The 20,184-nt window shown below is 68.4% G+C and carries 22 protein-coding genes; 13 read left to right on the forward strand and 9 right to left on the reverse strand.

Translation table 11 applies throughout. The features are described 5' to 3' along the window. Positions 1-73 precede the first annotated feature (73 nt). Both mog and yjgA read right to left on the reverse strand, forming a co-directional pair. Entirely contained in the window at positions 74-667 is a 594-nt protein-coding gene (gene mog, locus AC07XP_RS22855; protein WP_495265947.1) for a molybdopterin adenylyltransferase, read from the reverse strand. Next, positions 664-1,323 (reverse strand): ribosome biogenesis factor YjgA, encoded by a 660-nt coding sequence (gene yjgA, locus AC07XP_RS22860; RefSeq protein ID WP_062476481.1) that lies wholly within the window; start codon positions 1,321-1,323, stop codon positions 664-666. Before yjgA ends, mog begins: the two co-directional genes overlap by 4 nt. A 98-nt stretch (positions 1,324-1,421) precedes the next feature. On the opposite strand from yjgA, the gene pmbA reads away from it, so the two are divergent. The 11 genes from pmbA (at position 1,422) to AC07XP_RS22915 (ending at position 13,359) form a co-directional block, all read left to right on the forward strand. Further along, on the forward strand, positions 1,422-2,792 hold the full coding sequence (pmbA, locus tag AC07XP_RS22865; protein ID WP_495265948.1) for a metalloprotease PmbA: 1,371 nt from the start codon (positions 1,422-1,424) through the stop codon (positions 2,790-2,792). Positions 2,793-2,858: 66 nt separating this feature from the next. Further along, complete coding sequence (locus AC07XP_RS22870) at positions 2,859-3,803, forward strand: helix-turn-helix domain-containing protein (RefSeq protein ID WP_062476487.1); 945 nt, start codon at positions 2,859-2,861, stop codon at positions 3,801-3,803. A 174-nt stretch (positions 3,804-3,977) separates the two neighbouring features. Further along, entirely contained in the window at positions 3,978-5,249 is a 1,272-nt protein-coding gene (locus AC07XP_RS22875; protein ID WP_495265949.1) for an ABC transporter substrate-binding protein, read from the forward strand. Positions 5,250-5,251: 2 nt separating this feature from the next. Next, entirely contained in the window at positions 5,252-6,121 is an 870-nt protein-coding gene (locus AC07XP_RS22880) for a carbohydrate ABC transporter permease (protein WP_095949108.1), read from the forward strand. Positions 6,122-6,132: 11 nt separating this feature from the next. After that, positions 6,133-6,945 (forward strand): carbohydrate ABC transporter permease, encoded by an 813-nt coding sequence (locus tag AC07XP_RS22885; protein WP_495265973.1) that lies wholly within the window; start codon positions 6,133-6,135, stop codon positions 6,943-6,945. 32 nt (positions 6,946-6,977) lie between these two features. Then, positions 6,978-8,084 (forward strand): ABC transporter ATP-binding protein, encoded by a 1,107-nt coding sequence (locus AC07XP_RS22890; protein WP_495265950.1) that lies wholly within the window; start codon positions 6,978-6,980, stop codon positions 8,082-8,084. A 37-nt stretch (positions 8,085-8,121) separates the two neighbouring features. Next, positions 8,122-9,171: an NAD(P)-dependent alcohol dehydrogenase gene (locus tag AC07XP_RS22895; RefSeq protein WP_495265951.1), complete on the forward strand. Its 1,050-nt coding sequence runs from the start codon at positions 8,122-8,124 to the stop codon at positions 9,169-9,171. Between the two features lie 108 nt (positions 9,172-9,279). Beyond that, positions 9,280-10,107: an SDR family oxidoreductase gene (locus AC07XP_RS22900; RefSeq protein WP_495265952.1), complete on the forward strand. Its 828-nt coding sequence runs from the start codon at positions 9,280-9,282 to the stop codon at positions 10,105-10,107. After that, positions 10,104-11,435 (forward strand): flavin-containing monooxygenase, encoded by a 1,332-nt coding sequence (locus AC07XP_RS22905; protein WP_495265953.1) that lies wholly within the window; start codon positions 10,104-10,106, stop codon positions 11,433-11,435. Before AC07XP_RS22900 ends, AC07XP_RS22905 begins: the two co-directional genes overlap by 4 nt. A gap of 26 nt (positions 11,436-11,461) precedes the next feature. Further along, complete coding sequence (locus AC07XP_RS22910; protein WP_095746086.1) at positions 11,462-12,364, forward strand: bile acid:sodium symporter family protein; 903 nt, start codon at positions 11,462-11,464, stop codon at positions 12,362-12,364. Beyond that, positions 12,361-13,359 (forward strand): SDR family oxidoreductase, encoded by a 999-nt coding sequence (locus AC07XP_RS22915; protein ID WP_495265954.1) that lies wholly within the window; start codon positions 12,361-12,363, stop codon positions 13,357-13,359. Before AC07XP_RS22910 ends, AC07XP_RS22915 begins: the two co-directional genes overlap by 4 nt. Here the strand turns inward: AC07XP_RS22915 and AC07XP_RS22920 are convergent. Then, entirely contained in the window at positions 13,346-14,257 is a 912-nt protein-coding gene (locus AC07XP_RS22920) for a LysR family transcriptional regulator (RefSeq protein WP_159276069.1), read from the reverse strand. The genes AC07XP_RS22915 and AC07XP_RS22920 overlap by 14 nt on opposite strands. A gap of 101 nt (positions 14,258-14,358) precedes the next feature. Here AC07XP_RS22920 and AC07XP_RS22925 point away from each other — a divergent pair, with 101 nt between their 5' ends. Then, a complete protein-coding gene (locus tag AC07XP_RS22925; RefSeq protein ID WP_495265955.1) occupies positions 14,359-15,120 on the forward strand; it encodes a sulfite exporter TauE/SafE family protein in 762 nt (253 codons plus the stop codon). A gap of 12 nt (positions 15,121-15,132) precedes the next feature. Here the strand turns inward: AC07XP_RS22925 and AC07XP_RS22930 are convergent, their stop codons facing one another. The 6 genes from AC07XP_RS22930 to AC07XP_RS22955 form a co-directional block, all read right to left on the reverse strand. After that, a complete protein-coding gene (locus AC07XP_RS22930) occupies positions 15,133-15,624 on the reverse strand; it encodes an NUDIX domain-containing protein (protein WP_095949101.1) in 492 nt (163 codons plus the stop codon). A gap of 13 nt (positions 15,625-15,637) precedes the next feature. After that, positions 15,638-16,087, reverse strand: a complete 450-nt coding sequence (locus AC07XP_RS22935; protein WP_062476513.1) for a GatB/YqeY domain-containing protein — start codon at positions 16,085-16,087, stop codon at positions 15,638-15,640. A gap of 111 nt (positions 16,088-16,198) precedes the next feature. Further along, complete coding sequence (rpsU, locus tag AC07XP_RS22940) at positions 16,199-16,411, reverse strand: 30S ribosomal protein S21 (protein ID WP_007833691.1); 213 nt, start codon at positions 16,409-16,411, stop codon at positions 16,199-16,201. A gap of 110 nt (positions 16,412-16,521) precedes the next feature. Further along, positions 16,522-17,739, reverse strand: coding sequence for a BaiN/RdsA family NAD(P)/FAD-dependent oxidoreductase (locus AC07XP_RS22945; protein ID WP_495265956.1), 1,218 nt, complete (start codon positions 17,737-17,739; stop codon positions 16,522-16,524). Next, positions 17,736-18,521 carry a YaeF family permuted papain-like enzyme gene (locus tag AC07XP_RS22950; protein WP_159276073.1) on the reverse strand — a complete coding sequence of 262 codons (786 nt, stop codon included), beginning with the start codon at positions 18,519-18,521 and terminating at the stop codon, positions 17,736-17,738. The genes AC07XP_RS22945 and AC07XP_RS22950 overlap by 4 nt, the downstream gene beginning before the upstream one ends. 2 nt (positions 18,522-18,523) lie before the next feature. Then, entirely contained in the window at positions 18,524-19,648 is a 1,125-nt protein-coding gene (locus AC07XP_RS22955; RefSeq protein ID WP_070063138.1) for a sterol desaturase family protein, read from the reverse strand. 123 nt (positions 19,649-19,771) lie between these two features. Here AC07XP_RS22955 and AC07XP_RS22960 point away from each other — a divergent pair, with 123 nt between their 5' ends. After that, positions 19,772-20,116: a hypothetical protein gene (locus tag AC07XP_RS22960; RefSeq protein WP_495265957.1), complete on the forward strand. Its 345-nt coding sequence runs from the start codon at positions 19,772-19,774 to the stop codon at positions 20,114-20,116. Positions 20,117-20,184 lie beyond the last annotated feature (68 nt).

A 20,184-nucleotide genomic window follows, 5' to 3' on the forward strand; every position in this document is an offset into this window, starting at 1 on the left:
CACGCGGCGTCACGCGCCTTGATTGGCCCGCCGTGGCAGACCTTCGCGACGCCAGAAATAGGGTGAACAGGCCCTAGCGCGCGGCGCGGATCGCCGACTTGGGCCGGAAGGCCTTGCAGACCGTGTCGTCGGTCTCGAGGTACGGCCCGCCGATCAGGTCGATGCAGTAGGGCACGGCGGCGAAGATGCCGGGCACGAGCTGTGTGCCGTCGGCGTCCTTCAGCCCTTCGAGCGTCTCGGCGATCGACTTGGGCTGGCCCGGCAGGTTGATGATGAGGCTCTGGTCGCGGATGACGGCCACCTGGCGCGAGAGGATGGCGGTCGGCACGAAGCGCAGGCTGATCTGGCGCATCTGTTCGCCGAAGCCGGGCATTTCCTTGTGGGCCACGGCCAGCGTGGCCTCGGGCGTCACGTCGCGCAGCGCGGGGCCGGTGCCGCCGGTGGTGAGCACCAGCGAGCAGCCGGCGTCGACCAGCTCGATGAGCGAGGCGCTGATGCGGTCGGCCTCGTCGGGGATCAGGCGGGCTTCGAATTCGAGGGGGTTTTTCAGCGCGCGGCCCAGCCAGTCCTTGAGCGCGGGCAGGCCCTTGTCTTCGTAGGTGCCGCTGGAAGCGCGGTCGCTGATGGAGACGATGCCGATGCGCACCGAATCGAAGCCTTCGCTCATGCGTCTTCTTCCCGGTCTTGCGCCGCAGCCGCTTCGGCGTGGTCGTCGCCGCCATGCACCGCGAGTTGCGCGCGCACGAGCTGGAAGATCTCGCGGTAGGCCTTGCCCTGGCGCGGTGCTTCGCCGGCGGGGCCGGACTTCAGGTCCTTGCGGGCCTGGCGCACGAGGGCGCGCAGCTGCTGGGAGTCGGTGGCGGGGTGGGTCTCGATCCAGCCGCCGAGGGCGTCGTCGTCGGCGATGAGGCGTTCGCGCCAGCGTTCGGCCTCGTGCAGCGCGGCGGCTTCGGCGGCCGGCACGGTGTTCTGCTCGGTCAGCGCCTGCTTCACGGCCTCGAGCACCTCGGGGTCGAGGGCGCGCATGAGCTTGCCGATGAACTGCATCTGGCGGCGCTTGCCCTCGAAATTGGTGATGCGTTTCGCCTCGGCGATGGCATCGACCAGTTTCTCGCTCAGCGGGAGGGCGTCGAACAGGCCGGCACGCAGGGTGAGCAGTTCTTCGCCCAGTTTCTGCAGTTCGGCGCTCTCGCGCTTGAGTTCGGTGCGGCTGGCTTCGTCGGTGCCGCCCTTGAGCTCGCGCTTGAGCTCCAGGTCGAGTTCGCTGCCTTCGGCAACGAAGTGGCCACGGACGAAATAGCCTTTTTTGGGTTTGCGGGACATGGGGTGGATTCTGGGCCGCGCCGTGCGGCGCTGCAACGCGCACAGGGGGCGCGGAAGGGAAAACGTGAAACAGGGGGCGCAAGTATCATAGCCACCACATGACGACATCCTCCTCGCGCGCCGATTCCGGCTTCGCCTACAGCCGCTCCTTCTTCGAAAACCTGGTCGATTCGGCCCTGGCCCACGCCAAAAAGCTCGGGGCCACCGACGCCGGCGCCGAGGCCTCCGAGGGCTGCGGCCTGAGCGTCTCGGTGCGCAAGGGCGAACTCGAGAACGTCGAGCGCAACCGCGACAAGTCGCTGGGCATCACGGTCTACGTGGGCCACCGCCGCGGCAACGCCAGCACCTCCGACTTTTCCGAGGCGGCCATCCAGCAGACCGCCGCGGCCGCCTACGACATCGCCCGCTTCACGGCCGAAGACCCGGTGAGCGGCCTGCCCGACGAGGCAGACATTTCCAAGGACCACCCCGAGCTCGACCTGTTCCACCCCTGGGACGTGACGAGCGAGCAGGCCGCCAAGCTGGCCCTCGAATGCGAGGCGGCGGCGCTGTCGACCGACAAGCGCATCACCAACAGCGAAGGCGCCGGCGTCTCGGCGCAGCAGAGCCACTTCTTCAGCGCCCACACGCACGGCTTTCGCGGCGGTTACGCCAGCTCGCGGCACTCGATTTCGGTGGCGCCCATCGCCGGCAAGGGCGACGGCATGCAGCGCGACGCCTGGTACAGCTCGATGCGCTCGGCCGACGAACTCGCCAGCCCGCAGGCCGTGGGCCGCTACGCCGCCGAGCGCGCGCTGAGCCGCCTGAAGTCGCGCAAGATCAAGACCACCGAATGCCCGGTGCTGTTCGAGTCGCCGCTGGCCGTGGGCCTGCTGGGCGGGCTGGTGCAGGCCGTGAGCGGCGGGGCGCTGTACCGCAAGAGCACCTTCCTGCTCGACTCGCTGGGCAAGCCCGTGCTGCCCAAGCACGTCGACGTGGCCGAAGACCCGCACGTGCTGCGCGGCAAGGGCAGCTCGCCCTTCGACGACGAAGGCGTGATCACCCGCGCACGCAAGGTGGTCGATGCCGGTCGCCTCGAAGGCTACTTTCTCTCGACCTACTCGGCGCGCAAGCTGGGCATGAAGACCACCGGCAATGCCGGCGGCTCGCACAACCTGACGCTGAGCTCGCGCCTCACGAAGCACGGCGACGACCTTGACGCCATGCTGGCCAAGCTCGGCACGGGCCTGTTCGTCATCGAGCTGATGGGGCAGGGCGTGAACTACGTGACCGGCGACTATTCGCGCGGCGCCAGCGGTTTCTGGGTGGAAAAAGGCCGCATCGCCTTCCCCGTGCAGGAGATCACGATTGCCGGCAATTTGCGCGACATGCTCATGGGAATTGAGGCAATTGGCGCAGATGCTTACACTTTCGGCGCAAAAACCACGGGGTCGATCCTGGTCAACCGCATGAAGGTGGCGGGCGCCTGACAGGCGCTGCCGCTCGCAACGGCGCTGGCTCGACGACCCCTCCATTCAAGGACAGGGGGACAGGACATGAGCAAACACAGCGCCGTACGCAAGCCGGCCCTCGAACACGAACTCTTGCGTGACCCGCGCCTGGGCTTCGAGCCGGCGGGCAGCAGTTCGGTGCGCTGCCTGCAGCACGGCGTGCCCTGGCCCTTCGACTGCTGGCACTACCACGACGAGTACGAGCTGCAGTGCATCAACCGCACCAGCGGCGACGCCTTCGTCGGCAACCACATCGGCCGCTTCGAGCCCGGCTATGTCGCCCTGGTGGGCGCGCGACTGCCCCACACCTGGATCTCGCACGACGTGCCGCCCGAGGGCGTGGCCGACCGCAGCATGGTGATCCACTTCCGCGACGCGCCCCTGCGCCAGGGCGTCGACCTGTTCCCCGAGCTGGAAACCGTGCTGCCGATGCTCGACCGCGCCAAGCTGGGCATCGAGTTCTTCGGTATCGGCGACCTCGTGCGCGAGCGCTTCGTGCGCGTGCAGAAGCAAAAGGGCATGGCCCGGCTGTCGGAGTTCATCGGCCTGCTGCATGAACTCGCCAGCTGGAGCGACTGGCGCCAGATCTCGAGCAACGCCGACCCGAGCGACGAGGACCCCACGGCCAACACCCGCATGCGCCGCGTGCTCGACTACCTGCACGCCCACCTGGCCGAAGAGCTCTCGCTGCCCACCGTGTGCGGCGTCGCCAACATGGCCGAGAGCAGCTTCTCGCGCTACTTCCACAAGCACATGGGCAGCACCTTCACCGACTTCGTCACGCGGCTGCGCATCACCAAGGCCTGCGAGATGCTGCAGGTGTCCGACCGGCTGGTGAGCGACATCTGCTACGAGGTCGGTTTCTCGAACCTCGCGAACTTCAACCGTCGCTTCCTGCAGCTCAAGGGCATGACGCCCTCGGCCTACCGGCAGCAGGCGCAGGAGCGTTTCGGCCTGCGCAGCGCGCAGCACACGCCACTCGCTGCCTGATGGCCGACTGATACGCACTTGCCTCTTGGGCTAAACCCCGAGACGGCTTGGCAGCAAAGTATCAGGTGCCCGGTGGGCATGTAGGAGGCCCTTCGGATCGGCCTCCTAACCTTCGTCTCGTTGCATTTGCCGGCATTTCGCCGGCAATTTGCACGAACAACGAAGGAGACAAGCATGCCGATTCCGCATTCCCACCGTCTGGCCGGCCTCGCGCTCGCGCTGGCCACGCTGGCGCCCGCCGCGCTGGCGCAGGTCTGCAAGGAGGACGTGCGCGTCCTGTCGCAGCCGCGCGAAGGCCTGACGCTGCTCGAGAAATCCAAGGACGAGTTCAAGCGCCTGAGCGGTGCCTCGTTCAGCATCGACAACCTCAACGAGAACGACCGCCGCGCCAAGTCGCGCGCCGATGCGTCCACGGTCGGCAAGTACCACGTGTACTACGTCGACGAGGCCAACGTCGCGCAGTTCGTCCAGTCGAAGTGGATCGTGCCGCTCACGCCGTACTACCCGGCCAGCTACGACTACGCCGACTTCGACGCCGGCCGCCAGAAGGTCGCGACCTTCGCCGGCCAGGCCTGGTTTGCACCCCTCACCGGCGGCGGCGACCTCATGGTCTACCGCAAGGACCTGCTCGAGAAGGCGGGCATCAAGCCGCCAGCCACGCTCGACGAGTTCGTGGCGGCCGTGAAGAAGCTCAACGACCCGGCCAACGGCGTCTACGGCGTGGCGCTGCGCGGCCAGCGCGGCTCGGGCGCCAACGTGTGGCGCTGGATGCCGTTCTTCCGCGGCTACGGCGGACGTTGGTTCGACGGGGACAAGCCGGTCTTCAACTCGCCCGCCGCCGTGAAGGCGACCCAGACCTACCTGGATCTCTTCAAGTACTCCGCGCCCGGCACCAAGACGGGCGGATGGGACGAATCCACCGGCGCCTTCCTGGCCGGCAAGGTCGCGATCCTGGTCGAATCGACGCCGCTGGCGGGCAACGCGCTCGACCCGAAGATGTCGACCGTGGTCGGCAAGATCGCCTACGCCGTGCCGCCCGCGCCGCTCACCGGCGGCGGCTACGGCCACGGCCTGGCCATCGGCGCGCGCGCCAACAAGACCGAAGAGGCGAAGAAGTGCGCGGGCCTCTTCATCGCGTGGGCTACGTCCAAGGAGAACGAGCAGCGCCGCCTCGCGCAAGGGCAGTTCGGCGAGCTCAACCGCACCAGCGTGCTCGGCAGCCCCGAGTTCGCCAAGCGCTATGGCGCCGACCTGGGCAAGGCGCTGGCCGACACCGGCAAGGTCACGGCCGTGAACTTCTGGCAAGACCCGGCCTGGCCTGACCTGGGCGACCGCTGGGGGATCATTCTCGAAGAGCTGATCACCGGCTCGCGCACCGACATCCAGAGCGGGCTCGACGAACTCGACGCCTACGCCAAGCAACTGATCGCGCGTCGCAAGAAGTGAGCATGCGTTCCCACACCCCACGGCTGCCGGCCGTGTTCATCGGGCCGGGGCTGCTCGTGCTGGCGGTCCTGGCGCTGGTGCCGACGGTGTTCGCCATCGCCATCTCGCTGCAGGACCGCGAGCTGGGCCAGGCCGACACCGGCTGGGTCTGGTTCAGCAACTACGTGCAGCTGTTCTCCGACCGGCGCTTCCTGAACTCGGTGCGCGTGTCGCTGGTGTGGGAGGTGCTGACCGTCAGCGCCACCATGGCCCTGGCCGTGCTCATGGGCACGCTGATGCACCGCTGCGCCACGCCGCGCTGGCGCCAGGTGCTGTCGATGCTGTTCATCGTGCCGGTGCTGCTGCCGCGCGTGTCGGCCGCCTTCGTCTGGAAGTTCGCCTTCCATCCGCTGTTCGGCCTCATCACGTGGCCGTACAAGGCGATCACCGGCGAGCCGCTGGATCTGTTCGCCGACCCGGTGCTGGCGCTGCTCACGGTGGCCTTTGTCGACGTGTGGCAGTGGGGGCTGTTCTTCGGGGTCATCGTGCTGAAGCTGCTCGAGACCCTGCCGCCGCAGCCCTTCGAGGCCGCGCGGCTGGACCACGCGAAGACCTGGGAGGTGTATGCCTACGTGGCACTGCCGATGCTGAAGGCGCCGCTCATCAGCCTGGCCTTCGTGAAGATGGTGGAGTCGCTGCGCGCCTTCGACCTCATCTACGTGATGACGCGCGGCGGCCCCGGCATCTCGACCGAGACGCTCGACATGTATGCCTTCTCGCAGGGCTTCATCGAATCGGGCCGCATCTCGTACGCGTCGAGCATGGCGGTGCTGATGATGGTCGCCTCGACGGTCGCGTTCACCTACATCTGGAAATGGACCAAACCGTCATGAAGAAGATTGCCATCGGAACGCTGCTGGCGCGGCTGGCGCTCATCGCGGCCGGGCTCTCGGCGCTCGTGCCCGTGCTGTGGACCTTTCTCAACTCGTTCAAGAACCGGGTCGACATCGTCTCGGCCGTGCCGAAGTTCTTCTTCACGCCCACGCTGGACAACTACCTGTACGTGCTGAACCGTGAGGCCGTGGCCGCGGGGCTGGTCAACTCGATCGTGGTGGCGGGCGCGGCGGTGGTCATCGGCGCGGTGCTGGGCCTGCCGGCCGCCTATGCGCTGGCGCGCTACCCGCTGCGCTGGGACAACGACATCCAGTTCTTCGTGCTGTCGATGCGCTTCCTGCCGCCGGTGGCGGTGGCCATTCCGCTCATGGTGATCTGGCTGCAGCTGGAGCTGTACGACTCGCGCGTGGCGCTCATCGCCACCTACACGCTGCTCACGCTCTCGACCGTGATCTGGCTCGCCATTCCGGCCTTCAAGGCGGTGCCGAAGGAAGTGGAAGAGGCGGGCCGCGTCGACGGCTACGGGCCTTACGCGATCTTCTTTCGCATCGCGCTGCCGATTGCCGCGCGCTCGCTGGTGGGCGCCATCGCCTTCGGCTTCGTGCTGGTGTGGAACGAGTTCCTCATCGCGCTGATGCTCACCACCTCCGAGGCCAAGACGCTGCCCATCGTGGCGTCGGAGCTCAGCCAGCTCGGGCGCGACGTGCCGTGGGGCATTTTGAATGCCTCGGTCATTTTGCTGTCGCTGCCGCCGCTGCTCATGGTGGGCGTGCTCAGCGGTTTTCTCAATGCCGCGTTCAAGCGCAAGCGGGAGGCTGCATGAACCCCGTCGCTTCCCTTTCTCCAGAACCCAAAATGTCTGCCATCCGCTGTCACCACCTCATCAAGCGCTACGGGGAAACGCAGGTCGTCCATGCTTTCGATCTCGACGTGGCCGACAACGAGTTCGTCGTGTTCCTCGGCCCCTCGGGCTGCGGCAAGTCGACCATCCTGCGCATGCTCGCGGGGCTGGAAGACATCAGCGGCGGCGACCTGCACATTGGCGGCCAACGCGTGAACGACCTGCCACCGCAGGAGCGTGGCATCGCGATGGTGTTCCAGAACTACGCGCTGTACCCGCACATGACGGTGCGCGACAACATCGCGTTCGGGCTCAAGCGCCTGAAGGTGCCCAAGGCCGAGATCGACAGCCGCATCAAGGAGGTGTCGGACACGCTGGGCCTGGAGCGCTACCTGCAGCGCAAGCCCACCGAGCTGTCGGGCGGCCAGCAGCAGCGTGTGGCGATTGCGCGGGCCATGATCAAGACGCCGAAGGTGTTCCTGTTCGACGAACCGCTGTCGAACCTCGACGCCAAGCTGCGCAACCACATGCGCATCGAGATCGCGAAGCTGCACCAGACGCTGAAGACCACCACCGTGTACGTCACGCACGATCAGCACGAGGCCATGACGCTGGCCGACCGCATCGTGCTGCTGCGCGACGGGCGCATCGAGCAGGTCGGCACGCCGCAGGAAATCTTCGAGCGCCCGCGCTCGGCCTTCGTGGCTGGCTTCATCGGCACGCCGCCGATGAACCTGATGGAGATGGTTGTGCACGGCCTGGACGGCGGGCAGTGCGAGCTGCGCGGCGGCGGCGGTTCGGTGCGCGTGGATGCGCGCCGCTTCGCACTCGAAGGCCGCGAGCGCGTGACGCTGGGCGTGCGCCCGGCGCACCTGCACCTCGACACCGCCAAGTCGAACGGCGAAGGCTTTGCCGGCGAGGTCCAGCTCATCGAATACCTCGGCAACGAAGTGCTGGTGAGCGTGGGGCAGGGCGGCGAAGAGATTGCCGTGCTCCTGCCGTCCGCGGCGGGCCCCCGGCTCGGCGAGCCGCTGCGCTTCGTGGCCGATGCGCAGCAGGTGCACCTGTTCGATGTCGCGACGGGCGCTTCGCTGCTGCGTCCGGACGCCGTGCTGCACTGAATGGCGGCTCCCGTTTCAACCCTCTGAGAAAGATGCAATGAAAGCACTGGTTCTGGAAAAGGCGCACGAGATCACGCTGCGCGATGTCGAACTGCCGCTGCACGTCGGCCCGCGCGACGTGAAGATCCGCATGCACACCGTGGGCGTGTGCGGCAGCGATGTTCATTACTACCAGCACGGCGGCATCGGCCCGTACGTCGTCGACGCGCCTATGATCCTCGGCCACGAGGCCTCGGGCGTGGTGGCCGAGGTGGGCGCCGAAGTCACCCACCTGAAGCCCGGCGACCGCGTCTGCATGGAGCCCGGCATTCCCGACATGGACTCGCGCGCCGTGCGCGAAGGCTTCTACAACCTCGACCCTGCCGTGCGCTTCTGGGCCACGCCGCCGATCCACGGCTGCCTCACGCCCTACGTGGTGCACCCGGCGGCCTTCACCTTCCGCCTGCCCGACAACGTGAGCTTCGGCGAAGGCGCCATCGTCGAGCCGCTGGCCATCGGCCTGCAGGCCGCGAAGAAGGCGGCGCTGAAGCCGGGCGACGTGGCGGTGGTCATCGGTGCCGGCACCATCGGCGCGATGACGGCGCTGGCCGCGCTCGCGGGCGGCGCGGCGCGCGTGATCTTGGCCGACCTCGTGCCCGAGAAGCTGGCGCTGTTCGCCGACAACCCGGCGGTGACGACGATCGACGTGCGCAGCACGAGCCTCGCCGACACCGTGCAGGCCCTCACCGACGGCTGGGGCGCGAACGTGGTCTTCGAAGCCAGCGGCAGCACACGTGCCTTCGACAACGTGTTCGACCTGCTGTGCCCCGGCGGCTGCCTCGTGCTGGTGGGCATACCCGCTGCGAAGGTGGCTTTCGACATCGTCGCGATCCAGGCGAAAGAGGCGCGCATCGAGTCGGTGTTCCGCTACGCCAACATCTTTCCGCGCGCGCTGGCACTCATCGCAGCGGGGCAGGTCGACGTGAAGCCCTTCATCTCGCGCACCTTCGCGTTCGAGGACGGCATCGCCGCTTTCGAGGAGGCCGCGGCCGGGCGCGTCACGGATGTGAAGATCCAGATCGAATTTCCCGCCGCCGAAGCCGCCTGAACGCCCCGCAAGGGCGCGGGACAAGGGGAAACGCTGGGGAATGCAGTGGCAGGGCGCGGCTACAGTGGCTGCGCTTTGCCACTCGCCGCCCTGCGCGCTTCCTCGCCCATGCTCTTGCCGTTTCGCAATGTCGTTCTCACCGGTGCCTGCGGCGGCCTCGGGCAGGCGCTGGCGCGGGCGCTGATCGACAGCGGTGCGCGTGTGGCGCTGGTGGGGCTCGACACCGAACGCCTCACGGCGCTCGCTGCCCAAGGTGAAGGGCGCTGCAAGGCCTACACGCCGGACGTGTCCGACGGCCCCGCCATGCAGGCGATGGCAGCCGACTGGATGCAGCGCTTCGGCCCGCCCGACCTCGTGATCGCCAACGCGGGCGTGGCCGGCGGTTACGACACCGCCGAGGCCGACGACCTCGCCGTGTTCCGCCGCATGCTCGAGATCAACCTGCTCGGCGCGGCCACCACCTTCCAGCCCTTCGTGCAGCCGATGCGCGCAGCGGGACGCGGCGCGCTCGTCGGCGTGGCCAGCATCGCGGGCTGGCACGGCATGCCGGGCAACGGCGCCTACTGCGCGAGCAAGGGCGGGCTGATCCGTTATCTCGAAAGCCTGCGCGCCGAACTGCGCGGCACGGGGCTCACGGTGCACACGGTGAGCCCGGGCTACATCCGCACCGCGCTCACGGCCGGCAACCGCTTCGCGATGCCGGGGCTGCTCGAAGCAGATGCGGCGGCGCGCCAGCTGCTGGCAGGCCTGGCGGCCCGGCGCGAAAAGATCGTGCTGCCGCGGCGTATCGGCTGGCTGTCGAAAGCACTCGGCCTGTTGCCCGCGCCGCTGCACGACCGCCTGCTGCGCGGCCAGCCGCGCAAGCCGCGCGTGGGCGAGGCGGGCGCCACCGCCATTCCCGGTCTGAATTCCCAGAAAGAACCTCCCCGCCGATGACGCCTTCTGCCACCGCCGTTCCGACACACGAACAGATCGCCCTCATCGGCGCCGGGCCCTCGGGCCTGGCGGGCGCCCGCAATCTGCAGAAGCTCGGCGTTCCGTTCCAGGGCTTCGAGGCGCACAGCGACGTGGGCGGCCTCTGGGACATCGACAACCCGCGCTCCACGGTCTACCACTCGGCGCACCTGATCTCGAGCAAGCGCACGACGGAGTTCGCCGAGTTCCCGATGGCCGACACCGTGGCCGACTACCCGAGCCACCGCGAGCTGCGCCGCTACTTCAGTGACTTTGCCGACCGCTTCGGCCTGCGCGCGCACTTCCGCTTCGGCACGCGCGTGCTGCGCGTGGAGCCGGTGAGCGACGCACCCGACACGCGCTGGCGCGTGAGCGTCGAGGCGCCCGACGGCACGGTGGAAACCGACGAGTACAAGGGCGTGGTGATCGCCAACGGCACGCTCTCGGAGCCCAAGCATCCGCAGTTCGAAGGCCACTTCGACGGCGAGCTGTTGCACACCAGCCGCTACAAGCACGCGGAACTGTTCAAGGACAAGCGCGTGCTGATCGTCGGCGCGGGCAACTCGGGTTGCGACATCGCGGTCGATGCGGTGCACTACGCGCGCAGCGTCGACATCTCGGTGCGGCGCGGCTACTACTTCGTGCCCAAGTACGTGTTCGGCAAGCCGGCCGACACGCTGGGCGGCAAGCGCCCGCTGCCGCCGTGGCTCAAGCAGAAGGTCGACGCCACCGTGCTGCAGTGGTTCACCGGCGACCCGGTGCGCTTCGGTTTTCCCAAGCCCGACTACAAGATGTACGAGTCGCACCCGGTGGTGAACTCGCTGGTGCTGCACCACGTGGGCCACGGCGACATCGGCGTGCGCGCCGACATCGCGCGGCTTGCGGGGCGCACCGTGCATTTCAAGGACGGCAGCGCGCGCGACTACGACCTGATCCTCACGGCCACGGGCTATGCGCTGCACTATCCGTTCATCGACCGCGAGCTGCTCAACTGGCAAGGCATGGCGCCGCGCCTGTACCTCAACATCTTTTCGCCGCGCTTCGAGACGCTGGGCGTGCTCGGCATGATCGAAGCCAGCGGCATCGGCTGGCAGGGGCGCTACGAGCAGGCCGAGCTGCTGGCGCGCTACTTCCGCGCGCAGACGTCGGGTTCGCCCAAGGCGGCGGCGCTGCGTACAGCGGTGCAGGGGCCGCCGCCCGATCTGTCGGGCGGCTTCAAGTACCTGCAGCTGGAGCGCATGGCGTACTACGTCCACAAGGACACCTACCGCGCGGCCGTGCGCCAGGCCGCTGCCGCACTGGCTGACTGATCGTCTTTCTACAAGGGGTTCCGCGCATGCTGCCTGTCGACGAGATCCGCCTGCACTTCAACCCGGCCTCGCTGGTGCTGCTCAACGTGGTGCTGGGCTTCCTGATGTTCGGCATTGCGCTGGACACGCGCATCGACGACTTCAAGCGCGTGGCGCGCATGCCCGGTGCGATGGCGGTGGGCATCGGTGCGCAGTTCGTGGTGCTGCCGGCCGTGACCTTCGTGCTCACGCTGATCCTGCAGCCGGGCCCGAGCATCGCGCTGGGCATGATCCTCGTGGCCTGCTGCCCGCCGGGCAACATCTCGCAGATCCTCACGCACCGCGCGGGCGGCAACGTGGCGCTGTCGGTGTCGATGACGGCGATCTCGAACGCGCTGTCGATCGTGGTGATGCCGCTGAACTTCGCGTTCTGGGGCGGCCTGCATCCCACGGCCTCGGTGCTGCTCAAGACCATCGCGCTCGACCCTTTCGACATGCTGGGCCACATCGTGATGATCATCGGCATTCCCTTCGTGCTGGGCGTGGCCTGCGCACACAAGCTGCCGGGGCTCACGGCGCGCATCAAGAAGCCGGCGCGCATCCTGAGCTTCCTGGCGCTGATCGCCTTCATCGTCGGCGCCATCGCGGGCAACTGGCGCTACTTCCTCGACTACGTGGGGCTGGTGCTGATGGCCGTGGTGATCCACGACGCGCTGGCCTTCGGCACCGGCTACCTGTGCGCGCGGCTCTCGGGGCTGGGCGACTACGACCGGCGCGCGGTGGCCATCGAAGTGGGCATCCGCAACGCGGGGCTCGGGCTGGTGCTGATCTTCAGCTTCTTCGGCGGGCTCGGCGGCATGGCCGTGGTGGCCGGCGTGTGGGGCTTCTGGGACATCATCGCGGGCCTGGCGCTGGCGAGCTGGTGGGGGCGCAAGCCTGCGACGCCATGAGCGAAACCTGGAAGGCGTCCGCGCGGCGCGTGTTGATCACCGGCGGCGACGGTTTTCTCGGGCGCAGCGTGCTCGCGACATTGGCCGCGCAAGGCACGTTCGAAACCCTGGTGGCACTCGACGTACGCGAGGTGTCCGCCGAGCGTCGGCTGCCCGGCGTGGTCTACCTGCAGCGGGACGTGCGCGACGACGGCATCGCCGACGTGCTCGCCGAACACGCGATTGACACGGTGGTGCACCTGGCTTCGATCGTCACGCCCGGCAAGGACTCGAACCGCGCCTTCGAGCATTCGGTCGACGTGGGCGGCACGCGCAACGTGCTTGACGCCTGCGTGGCGCGCGGCGTGGGGCACATCGTGGTGTCGTCCAGCGGCGCGGCCTACGGCTACCACGCGGACAACCCGGCCTGGATCACCGAGTCGCAGCCGCTGCGCGGCAACCCGGTGTTCGCCTATGCCGACCACAAGCGGCAGGTGGAAGAGATGCTGGCCGGCTGCCGCGTGCAACATCCCGCGCTGGCGCAGACGGTGCTGCGCATCGGCACCATCCTCGGCGAGCGCGTCGACAACCAGATCACGGCGCTGTTCGAGAAGAAGCGGCTGATCGCCATCCGCGGCAGCGACAGCCCCTTCGTGTTCGTGTGGGACGAGGACGTGACCGGCGCCATCGCCCACGCGCTCGGCGGCGCGCCGCCCGGCTGCTACAACCTCGCGGGCGACGGCGCGCTCACGATCCACGAGATTGCTGCGCGGCTCGGCAAGCGCGCCATCGCCTGGCCGGCCGGCGTGCTGCAGGCGGCGCTGGCCGCGGGCTCGGCATTGGGCGTGAGCCGCTATGGGCCCGAGCAGCTCGACTTCCTGCGCTACCGGCCGGTGCTGCTGAACACCGCGCTGAAGACCCAGTTCGGCTACGTGCCGCGCAAGACCAGTCGCGAAGCCTTCGAGGCTTTCGTTGCGGCGCGTGCGCAGCAGGGAAGGCCGGTCACTTCCGCGTAGCGTCCGCCGCTGGCGGTGGCGCGATCAGGTAGTCGAGCATGCGCCGCGCATTGAGCGGCAGGTCCTGCGACGAGCGCACGCAGGCCATGAGCGTGCGTTCGGCCCACGGGTCGGCGAGCGAGGCGCGCGCGATCTTCATCGAGCGGGCGCAGCGCTCGGCCGCGGTCTGCGGCACGATGCCCACGCCGATGCCGTACTCGACCATGCGGCACACGGCCTCGAAGTTGCGCACGCGCACGCGGTAGGCCAGGTGCCTGGCGAGCGCGCGCACGTGCCCGGTGATCAGCTGCTGCAGCGCGCTGTCGGCGGGCAGGCCGACGAACTCGCTGTCGACCACCTCGGCCAGGTGCAAGCGGCGCCGGCTGGCCAGCGCGTGGCCGCGCGGCATCACCAGCACGAGGTCGTCGCGGCGGAAGGGGTGGCATTCGAGGCCGTCGCTCTCGATGGCGTCGGAGACGATGCCGATGTCGCACAGGCCGCTGCGCAGGGCCTCCACGGTGTCGGGGCTGGCGCGCTCCTCGAGGTCGACCGAGATGCGCGGATGCTCGGCCAGGAAGCGGCTCAGCACCTCGGGCAGGTGCTCGGTGAGCGCCGAGGTGCCGCACATGAAGCGCACGTGGCCCTTCAGGCCCTGGCCGTACTCGCCGAGTTCGCCGCGCAGCCGCTCCATCTGCTGCAGCACGACGCGCGCATGGTGCAGCAGCGTGCGGCCGGCCTCGGTGGGGCGCACGCCCTGTGCGTGGCGGGTGAGCAGCGGGGTACCGAGCGCGTCTTCCATGCCGCGCACGCGCTGGCTGGCCGAGGCCAGCGTCATGTGCGAGCGGCCGGCGCCGGCCGTGAGGCTGCCGGCTTCGACGACGTGGAGAAAGAGCCGCAGGTCGGTCAGATCGAATCGCATGATGGGCCGCAAGGTAGCACGCCAGCCTCAGCCTGTGCCTGAGGCTGGCTGCGCGAAAGCCGCATTTCCAGCCGGTGAGTCGGTCGGCAGACTCCGCGGCGATGACGATTTCCAACGATGCAATGGGCCTGTGGGCGGCGGCGGCCGCGGTGTTCCTGCTGGCCGGCCTGATCAAGGGCGTGATCGGCCTCGGGCTGCCGACCGTGGCGATGGCGCTGCTCGCGCTGTGGATGTCGCCCGCACAGGCGGCGGCGTTGCTGATCGTGCCGTCGCTGGTCACCAACCTCTGGCAGACCGGGCCGCGCGCCAGCTTCGGCGCCGTGTTCCGCCGCATCGGTCGCATGCAGGCCGGCGTCGTGGTGGGTACTCTCGCCGGGGCGTGGTGGCTGGGCGTACCGGCCGGGGCCTGGGCCTCGCTGGCGCTGGGCGTGGCGCTGGTGATCTATGCGCTGTGGGGGCTGACGGGGCGGCAGCTGCACGTGAGCGACGCGCAGGCGCGCTGGTTGGGGCCCGTGGTGGGCGCCGCGACGGGGCTGGTGACGTCCGTGACCGGCGTGTTCGCGGTGCCGGCCGTGCCGTACCTGCAGGCGCTGGGTTTCCAGCGCGATGCGCTGATCCAGGCCATGGGCATCTCGTTCACCACCTCGACCGTGGTGCTGGCCCTGGGGCTGGCGGCCAACGGGAGCTACCCGGCAGCGGTGCTGGGCGGGTCGTTGGCAATGCTGGTGCCGGCGGTCGGCGGCATGGTGCTGGGCACCTGGCTGCGGCAGCGGTTGCCGGTGGCCGTGTTCCGGCGCTGCTTTCTGGTGGGGCTGGCGCTGCTGGGGGCGTACATGGCGCTGCGCGCCGTCATGTCCGCCTGATCCCGTGACCGGTCAGCTGGCGGCCAGCAGGGCCGCGCGCACGCGCTCGATGGTCTGGCGGTAGGGCAGGGCGAAGTCCTCGATGGGGGCGTCGGCCTCAAGCCAGTAGAACGAGAACACCAGGCCTTCTTCTTCGGGGCTGCCCGTGGCCATGTGCTCGAAGGTCTCGGGCAAGGCGCGGTGGTCGCGCATCAGGAAGATGTGCCAGCGCTGCGGATGGCGGTGCGTGTTGCCTTCGACGCCGGCTTCGCATTCGCGCTCCAGCGTGCCCAGCGATTCGAGCCGGCCGGCGAACACCAGGCCCGACTCTTCGAGCAGCTCGCGCCGCACGGCCGCCTCGGGCGACTCGCCGGGCTCGATGGTGCCCTTGGGCAGCTGCATGTTGCCGTCCTCGGGATGACGGAACACCAGCAGCCGGCCCTGCGCATCGACCAGGCAGGCGCAGGCCTTCGGGATCGTCGCGACGGGGGCGGCGCCGAGCGGGCTGCTGCTGCCGTTCTTCATGGCGGTGGCCGCCTCAGGCGCCCGTGAGGGCGGCCTTGACCGCGGCGCTGACCTGGCCCATGTCGGCCTTGCCGGCCAGGCGGGTCTTGACCACGCCCATCACCTTGCCCATGTCGCCGGGGCCCGAGGCGCCCAGTTCGGCCACGATGGCCTTCACCGCGGCGGCCGTTTCATCGGCGCTCATGCGCTGGGGCAGGTAGACCTCGAGCACCTTGATCTCGGCGGCTTCCTTGTCGGCCAGGTCGGCGCGGCCACCCGTGGTGAACGCGGCGATCGAGTCCTTGCGCTGCTTGACCATCTTGTCGACGATGGCCACGACCATGGCGTCGTCGAGCTCCACGCGCTCGTCGACTTCCTTTTGCTTCATGGCGGCGAGCAGCAGGCGGATGGTGGCCAGGCGCTCCGAGTCCTTGGCGCGCATCGCCGTCTTCATGTCTTCGGTGATTTGTTCTTTGAGAGTCATTCTTCGCAACCTTTCGGAAAAAACAAAAGCCGCGGCAGGTTTCCCTGGCGCGGCTGGTGCAACGGGGCGCTGGCGGGGACTTTCGTCGGGGCCAGCCACCCTGGGCGTTGCTTAGTACAGCTTCTTGGGGAGCTGCATGCTGCGCACGCGCTTGTAGTGGCGCTTGACCGCAGCTGCCTTCTTGCGCTTGCGCTCAGCCGTCGGCTTCTCGTAGAACTCGCGGGCGCGCAGGTCGGTCAGCAGGCCGAGCTTTTCGATGGTGCGCTTGAAGCGACGCAGGGCGACGTCGAAGGGCTCGTTTTCTTTAACGCGGATGGTGGTCATTGATGAATCGTTGAACTGAAGTTGGCTCGGGGAGATCGAGGCCCAAAGCCGGGGTTCCTCAACTGAAATCTTTGGTGGCCGTTGAGGGAAGGCCGGAAGTTAGCCCGAGATTATAGCGCGGTTGCGCACGCATGGGCACTGGCCCAGGCCCACTGGAAGTTGTATCCGCCCAACCAACCCGTTACATCGACCACTTCGCCGATGAAATACAGGCCCGGCTGCTTCGATTCCATGGTCTGGGACGACAGATCGCGCGTGTCGACGCCGCCCGCCGTCACCTCGGCCTTCTTGTAGCCCTCGGTGCCGCTGGGGGTGATCTGCCAGCGGGCGATGCGCTCGGACAGCGCCGCCAGCGCCTTGTCGGTGGCCTCGTTGACCGGGCGCTGCAGGGCCGGGTCTTCGCCGACCCAGGCGTCGGCCAGGCGCGAGGGCACCAGCGCGGCCAGTTCGTTGGCGATGCGTTTCTTGGAGCGCCGTTTGGCGTCGGTCAGCGACTCGGCCACGTCCATGCCGGGCGCGAAGTCGAGCGTCAACGGGGCGCCGGGCTTCCAGTAGCTCGAAATCTGCAGCACCGCCGGGCCCGACAGGCCGCGATGGGTGAACAGCAGGTCTTCCAGGAAGGCCATCTTGTCTTTCTTGCCGCCGGTCTCGATGCGCACCGGCAGCGCCAGCCCGGCCAGGCCGGCGTAGGGTGCCCAGGCGTCGCCGCCGAAGGTCAGCGGCACCAGCGCCGGGCGGGGCGTGACCAGCCGCAGGCCGAACTGCTCGGCGAGCCGGTAGCCGAAGTCGCTCGCACCAATCTGGGGAATCGACAGGCCGCCGGTGGCCACCACGAGCTTGGGCGCGTCGATCGGTCCGCGCGTGCTACTGATTTGGTAGCGCCCGTCGACAAAGGAAATGTCGCCGAGCTTGCACGGCTGCCAGCGTTCGACGTTGCCGGCGGCGCACTCGGCCAGCAGCATGTCGACGATCTGCTGCGAGGAGCCGTCGCAGAACAGCTGGCCCTTGTGCTTCTCGTGGTACGCGATGCCGTGGCGCTGCACCATGTCGATGAACTGCTGCGGCGCGTAGCGCGAGAGCGCCGAGCGGCAGAAATTCGGGTTGTCGCCGACGAAATGGCGCTGCGGCGCGCGCACGTCGAGGTCGCGGTTGGTGAAGTTGGCGCGGCCGCCGCCCGAGATGCGGATCTTTTCGCCGACCTTCTCGCTGTGGTCGACCAGCAGCACGCGCAGGCCGCGCTGGCCCGCCAGTGCGGCGCAAAAAAGACCGGCGGCGCCGGCACCGACGACAACGACGTCAAAGGAAGAAGAGGGAGGAGAAGAGCTCAAGCGGGTCCGTCCGCCGCCAGCACCGGCGGCGGGTTGTATTTGAGGTGGCCCACGTAGCGCAGCGGCTGCGTGGCGGCGATCGAGGGCACGTCGCCCTCGCGCATGTGGAGCAGGTCGGCCGGGCTCACCCAGCGCGGGTCGGCGTCGGTGATCGGCACGCCGGCCTGGCGGTAGGCCTCCAGCACGAACTGGGAGCAGAAGAACTGGTCGTTGCGGCTGGCACCCAGCTGCACCGTGGCCAGGCCGCTGATGCAGTACGCGCTGACGGCCGAGGGAATCAGCGGCAGTTCGCACAGCCGGCGGTTCAGCACGAAGGGCGCATTCAGCAGCACGCCGGCGGTGTTGTAGCGGGTGCCGACCTGCGAATGCGCCCATTCGCGCATCTTCTCGACGTCGGCCTCGACGAGGCCCGGCACGCGGAAGGCGACGACCATCTGTTCTTCGTCGACCACCTCGGCCAGCGGCCGCGCGCGCACGCCGGTGCCCACGGCCTCGGCGATCTGGCCGTCGCCCAGGTACAGCACGGCATGGCTCACGGGCGAGAAAGTGCCCAGGCGGATGCCGAACGAATTCACCGTGGCGATCGAGGTCAGCAGGATGTCGCCGGGCGCCAGCACCTCGGCGCCGATCAGCTCGCCTCCGTTGCCGGGGGCGATCACCGAGCTCTGCACGCGCAGGCGCAGGCCGGAGGTTTCGGAGGGCATCTCGATGCGCGTGGCGCAGGCCGAGAGCAAGAGCGGCAGCGCCGCGGCGAGCGCCACAGCGCGAAGAAGGGAAGCCATGCTCATCCCTTCCAGACGAACGGGAACTTCAGCTGCTTGAAGAAGCCGTTGGGCACGTAGTCGCCCAGCACGCCGTACTTCTCGGGCCAGAGCTTGGTGCTCTTCACCGCGGTGCCGAAGAGGTAGTCGAGGAAGGCGTAGTGCGCCGCGTAGTTCTTGTCGAGCGCCTCGATGTCCTGGCTGTGGTGCCAGTGGTGGAAGTTGGGCGTCACGATCAGGTAGCGCAGCGGGCCCAGCCGCACGCTCACGTTGCAGTGGTTGAACACCGCCTGGAAGCCGACCACCACGATGTAGGCGTCGATCACGTCCTTGCTGAAGCCCAGCACGTAGATGGGTGCGAGCACCAGCGTGCGCGTGATCAGCAGCTCCAGGATGTGCTGGCGCGAGCCCGCCATCCAGTCCATGCTCTTCACGCTGTGGTGCACGGCGTGCAGGCGCCACAGCACCGGCACCTCGTGGTACGCGCGGTGCGTCCAGTACTGCACGAGATCGGCCACCAGGATGATCAGCAGGATGCCGGCCCAGAACGGCAGGTTGCTTACCCAGCCGCGGATGCCGTCGTTGGCGGCCCAGCCGAAGAGCTTGTGCACCATGAGGTTGGTGGCCAGCAGCACGAAGCCCACGATCATGTGGTTCACCACGAAGTGGTGGAAGTCGGTCTGCCACTCTTCGCGGAACACGGGTTGATCTTTGCGCAGCGCAAAGAGCTTCTCGATGAAGATGAAGATCAGCGACGAACCCAGGAGGTCGAGGATGAACCAGTCGAGCCCGATGTACGGCGTGTGGTCCGCGAAGTCGTGCACCGGCACCTTGTGCCCGCCCAGCAGCGCCGACACCGCCACCAGCAGGAACGCGGCCGACGACAGCCAGCGCGAGCGGTTGAAGATGATGTTGACCAGCGAGAGCCCGCCGGCAATGACCAGCGCCGTCAGCAGGATGACGCGCATCACGTCGACGTTGTAGCTCTTGCGCAGCTCGGGCGTCGTCAGGTACTGCGGGAAGTGGAAGGCCAGCACGCCCAGAAAGCACAGGGCGGCGAGGCTGAAGGCAATGGTGCCCGTGACCAGCCCGCGCCCGCGGCGCAGCTCGCCGTGGCTTTCGGTGAATTCGTTGAGTTTGTCGAGCATCCCTGCCTCTTCCTTCTTGTTCGTTGGGCCGGGCGGGATTTTAGGCGGCGCCCGGACGGCGGCGCTACACTGCGCCTCCTCATGGCCCGCCGCTCTCTCCGTCGCTGCACGACCGCGATTTTCGTGGTCCTGTCGCTGCTGTTCTCGCAGCTGGCGCTGGCAGGCTATGTCTGCCCGGGCGCGTCGGACAACCCGGGTTCGATGGCCGACATGATGGCGTCGGGCGAGCCCTGCGAAGGCATGGACATGGCCCAGCCGGTGCTGTGCTTCCAGCACGCCGCCGACCTGTCGCTGTCCTTCGAACCGGTGAAGCTGACCACGCCTTCGCTGCCGGCCATCGTGCAGCTCGTGGTGATGCCCCTGGTGCTGGTGTCGGAAGGCCATGTCCTTCCGCCGCAGGCCGTGCCGGAGCGGCAGCATCCACCGCCCGATCCCGTTTTTCTCGCCACGCGCCGACTGCGCGTCTGACATCTCCGTCGATTGACCGGTGCTGGTGCGGCGCGTCCGCCTGCCAGCGATTCGCTCGTTCGTTTGCG

Source organism: Variovorax sp. GW531-E2, from assembly GCF_059423125.1.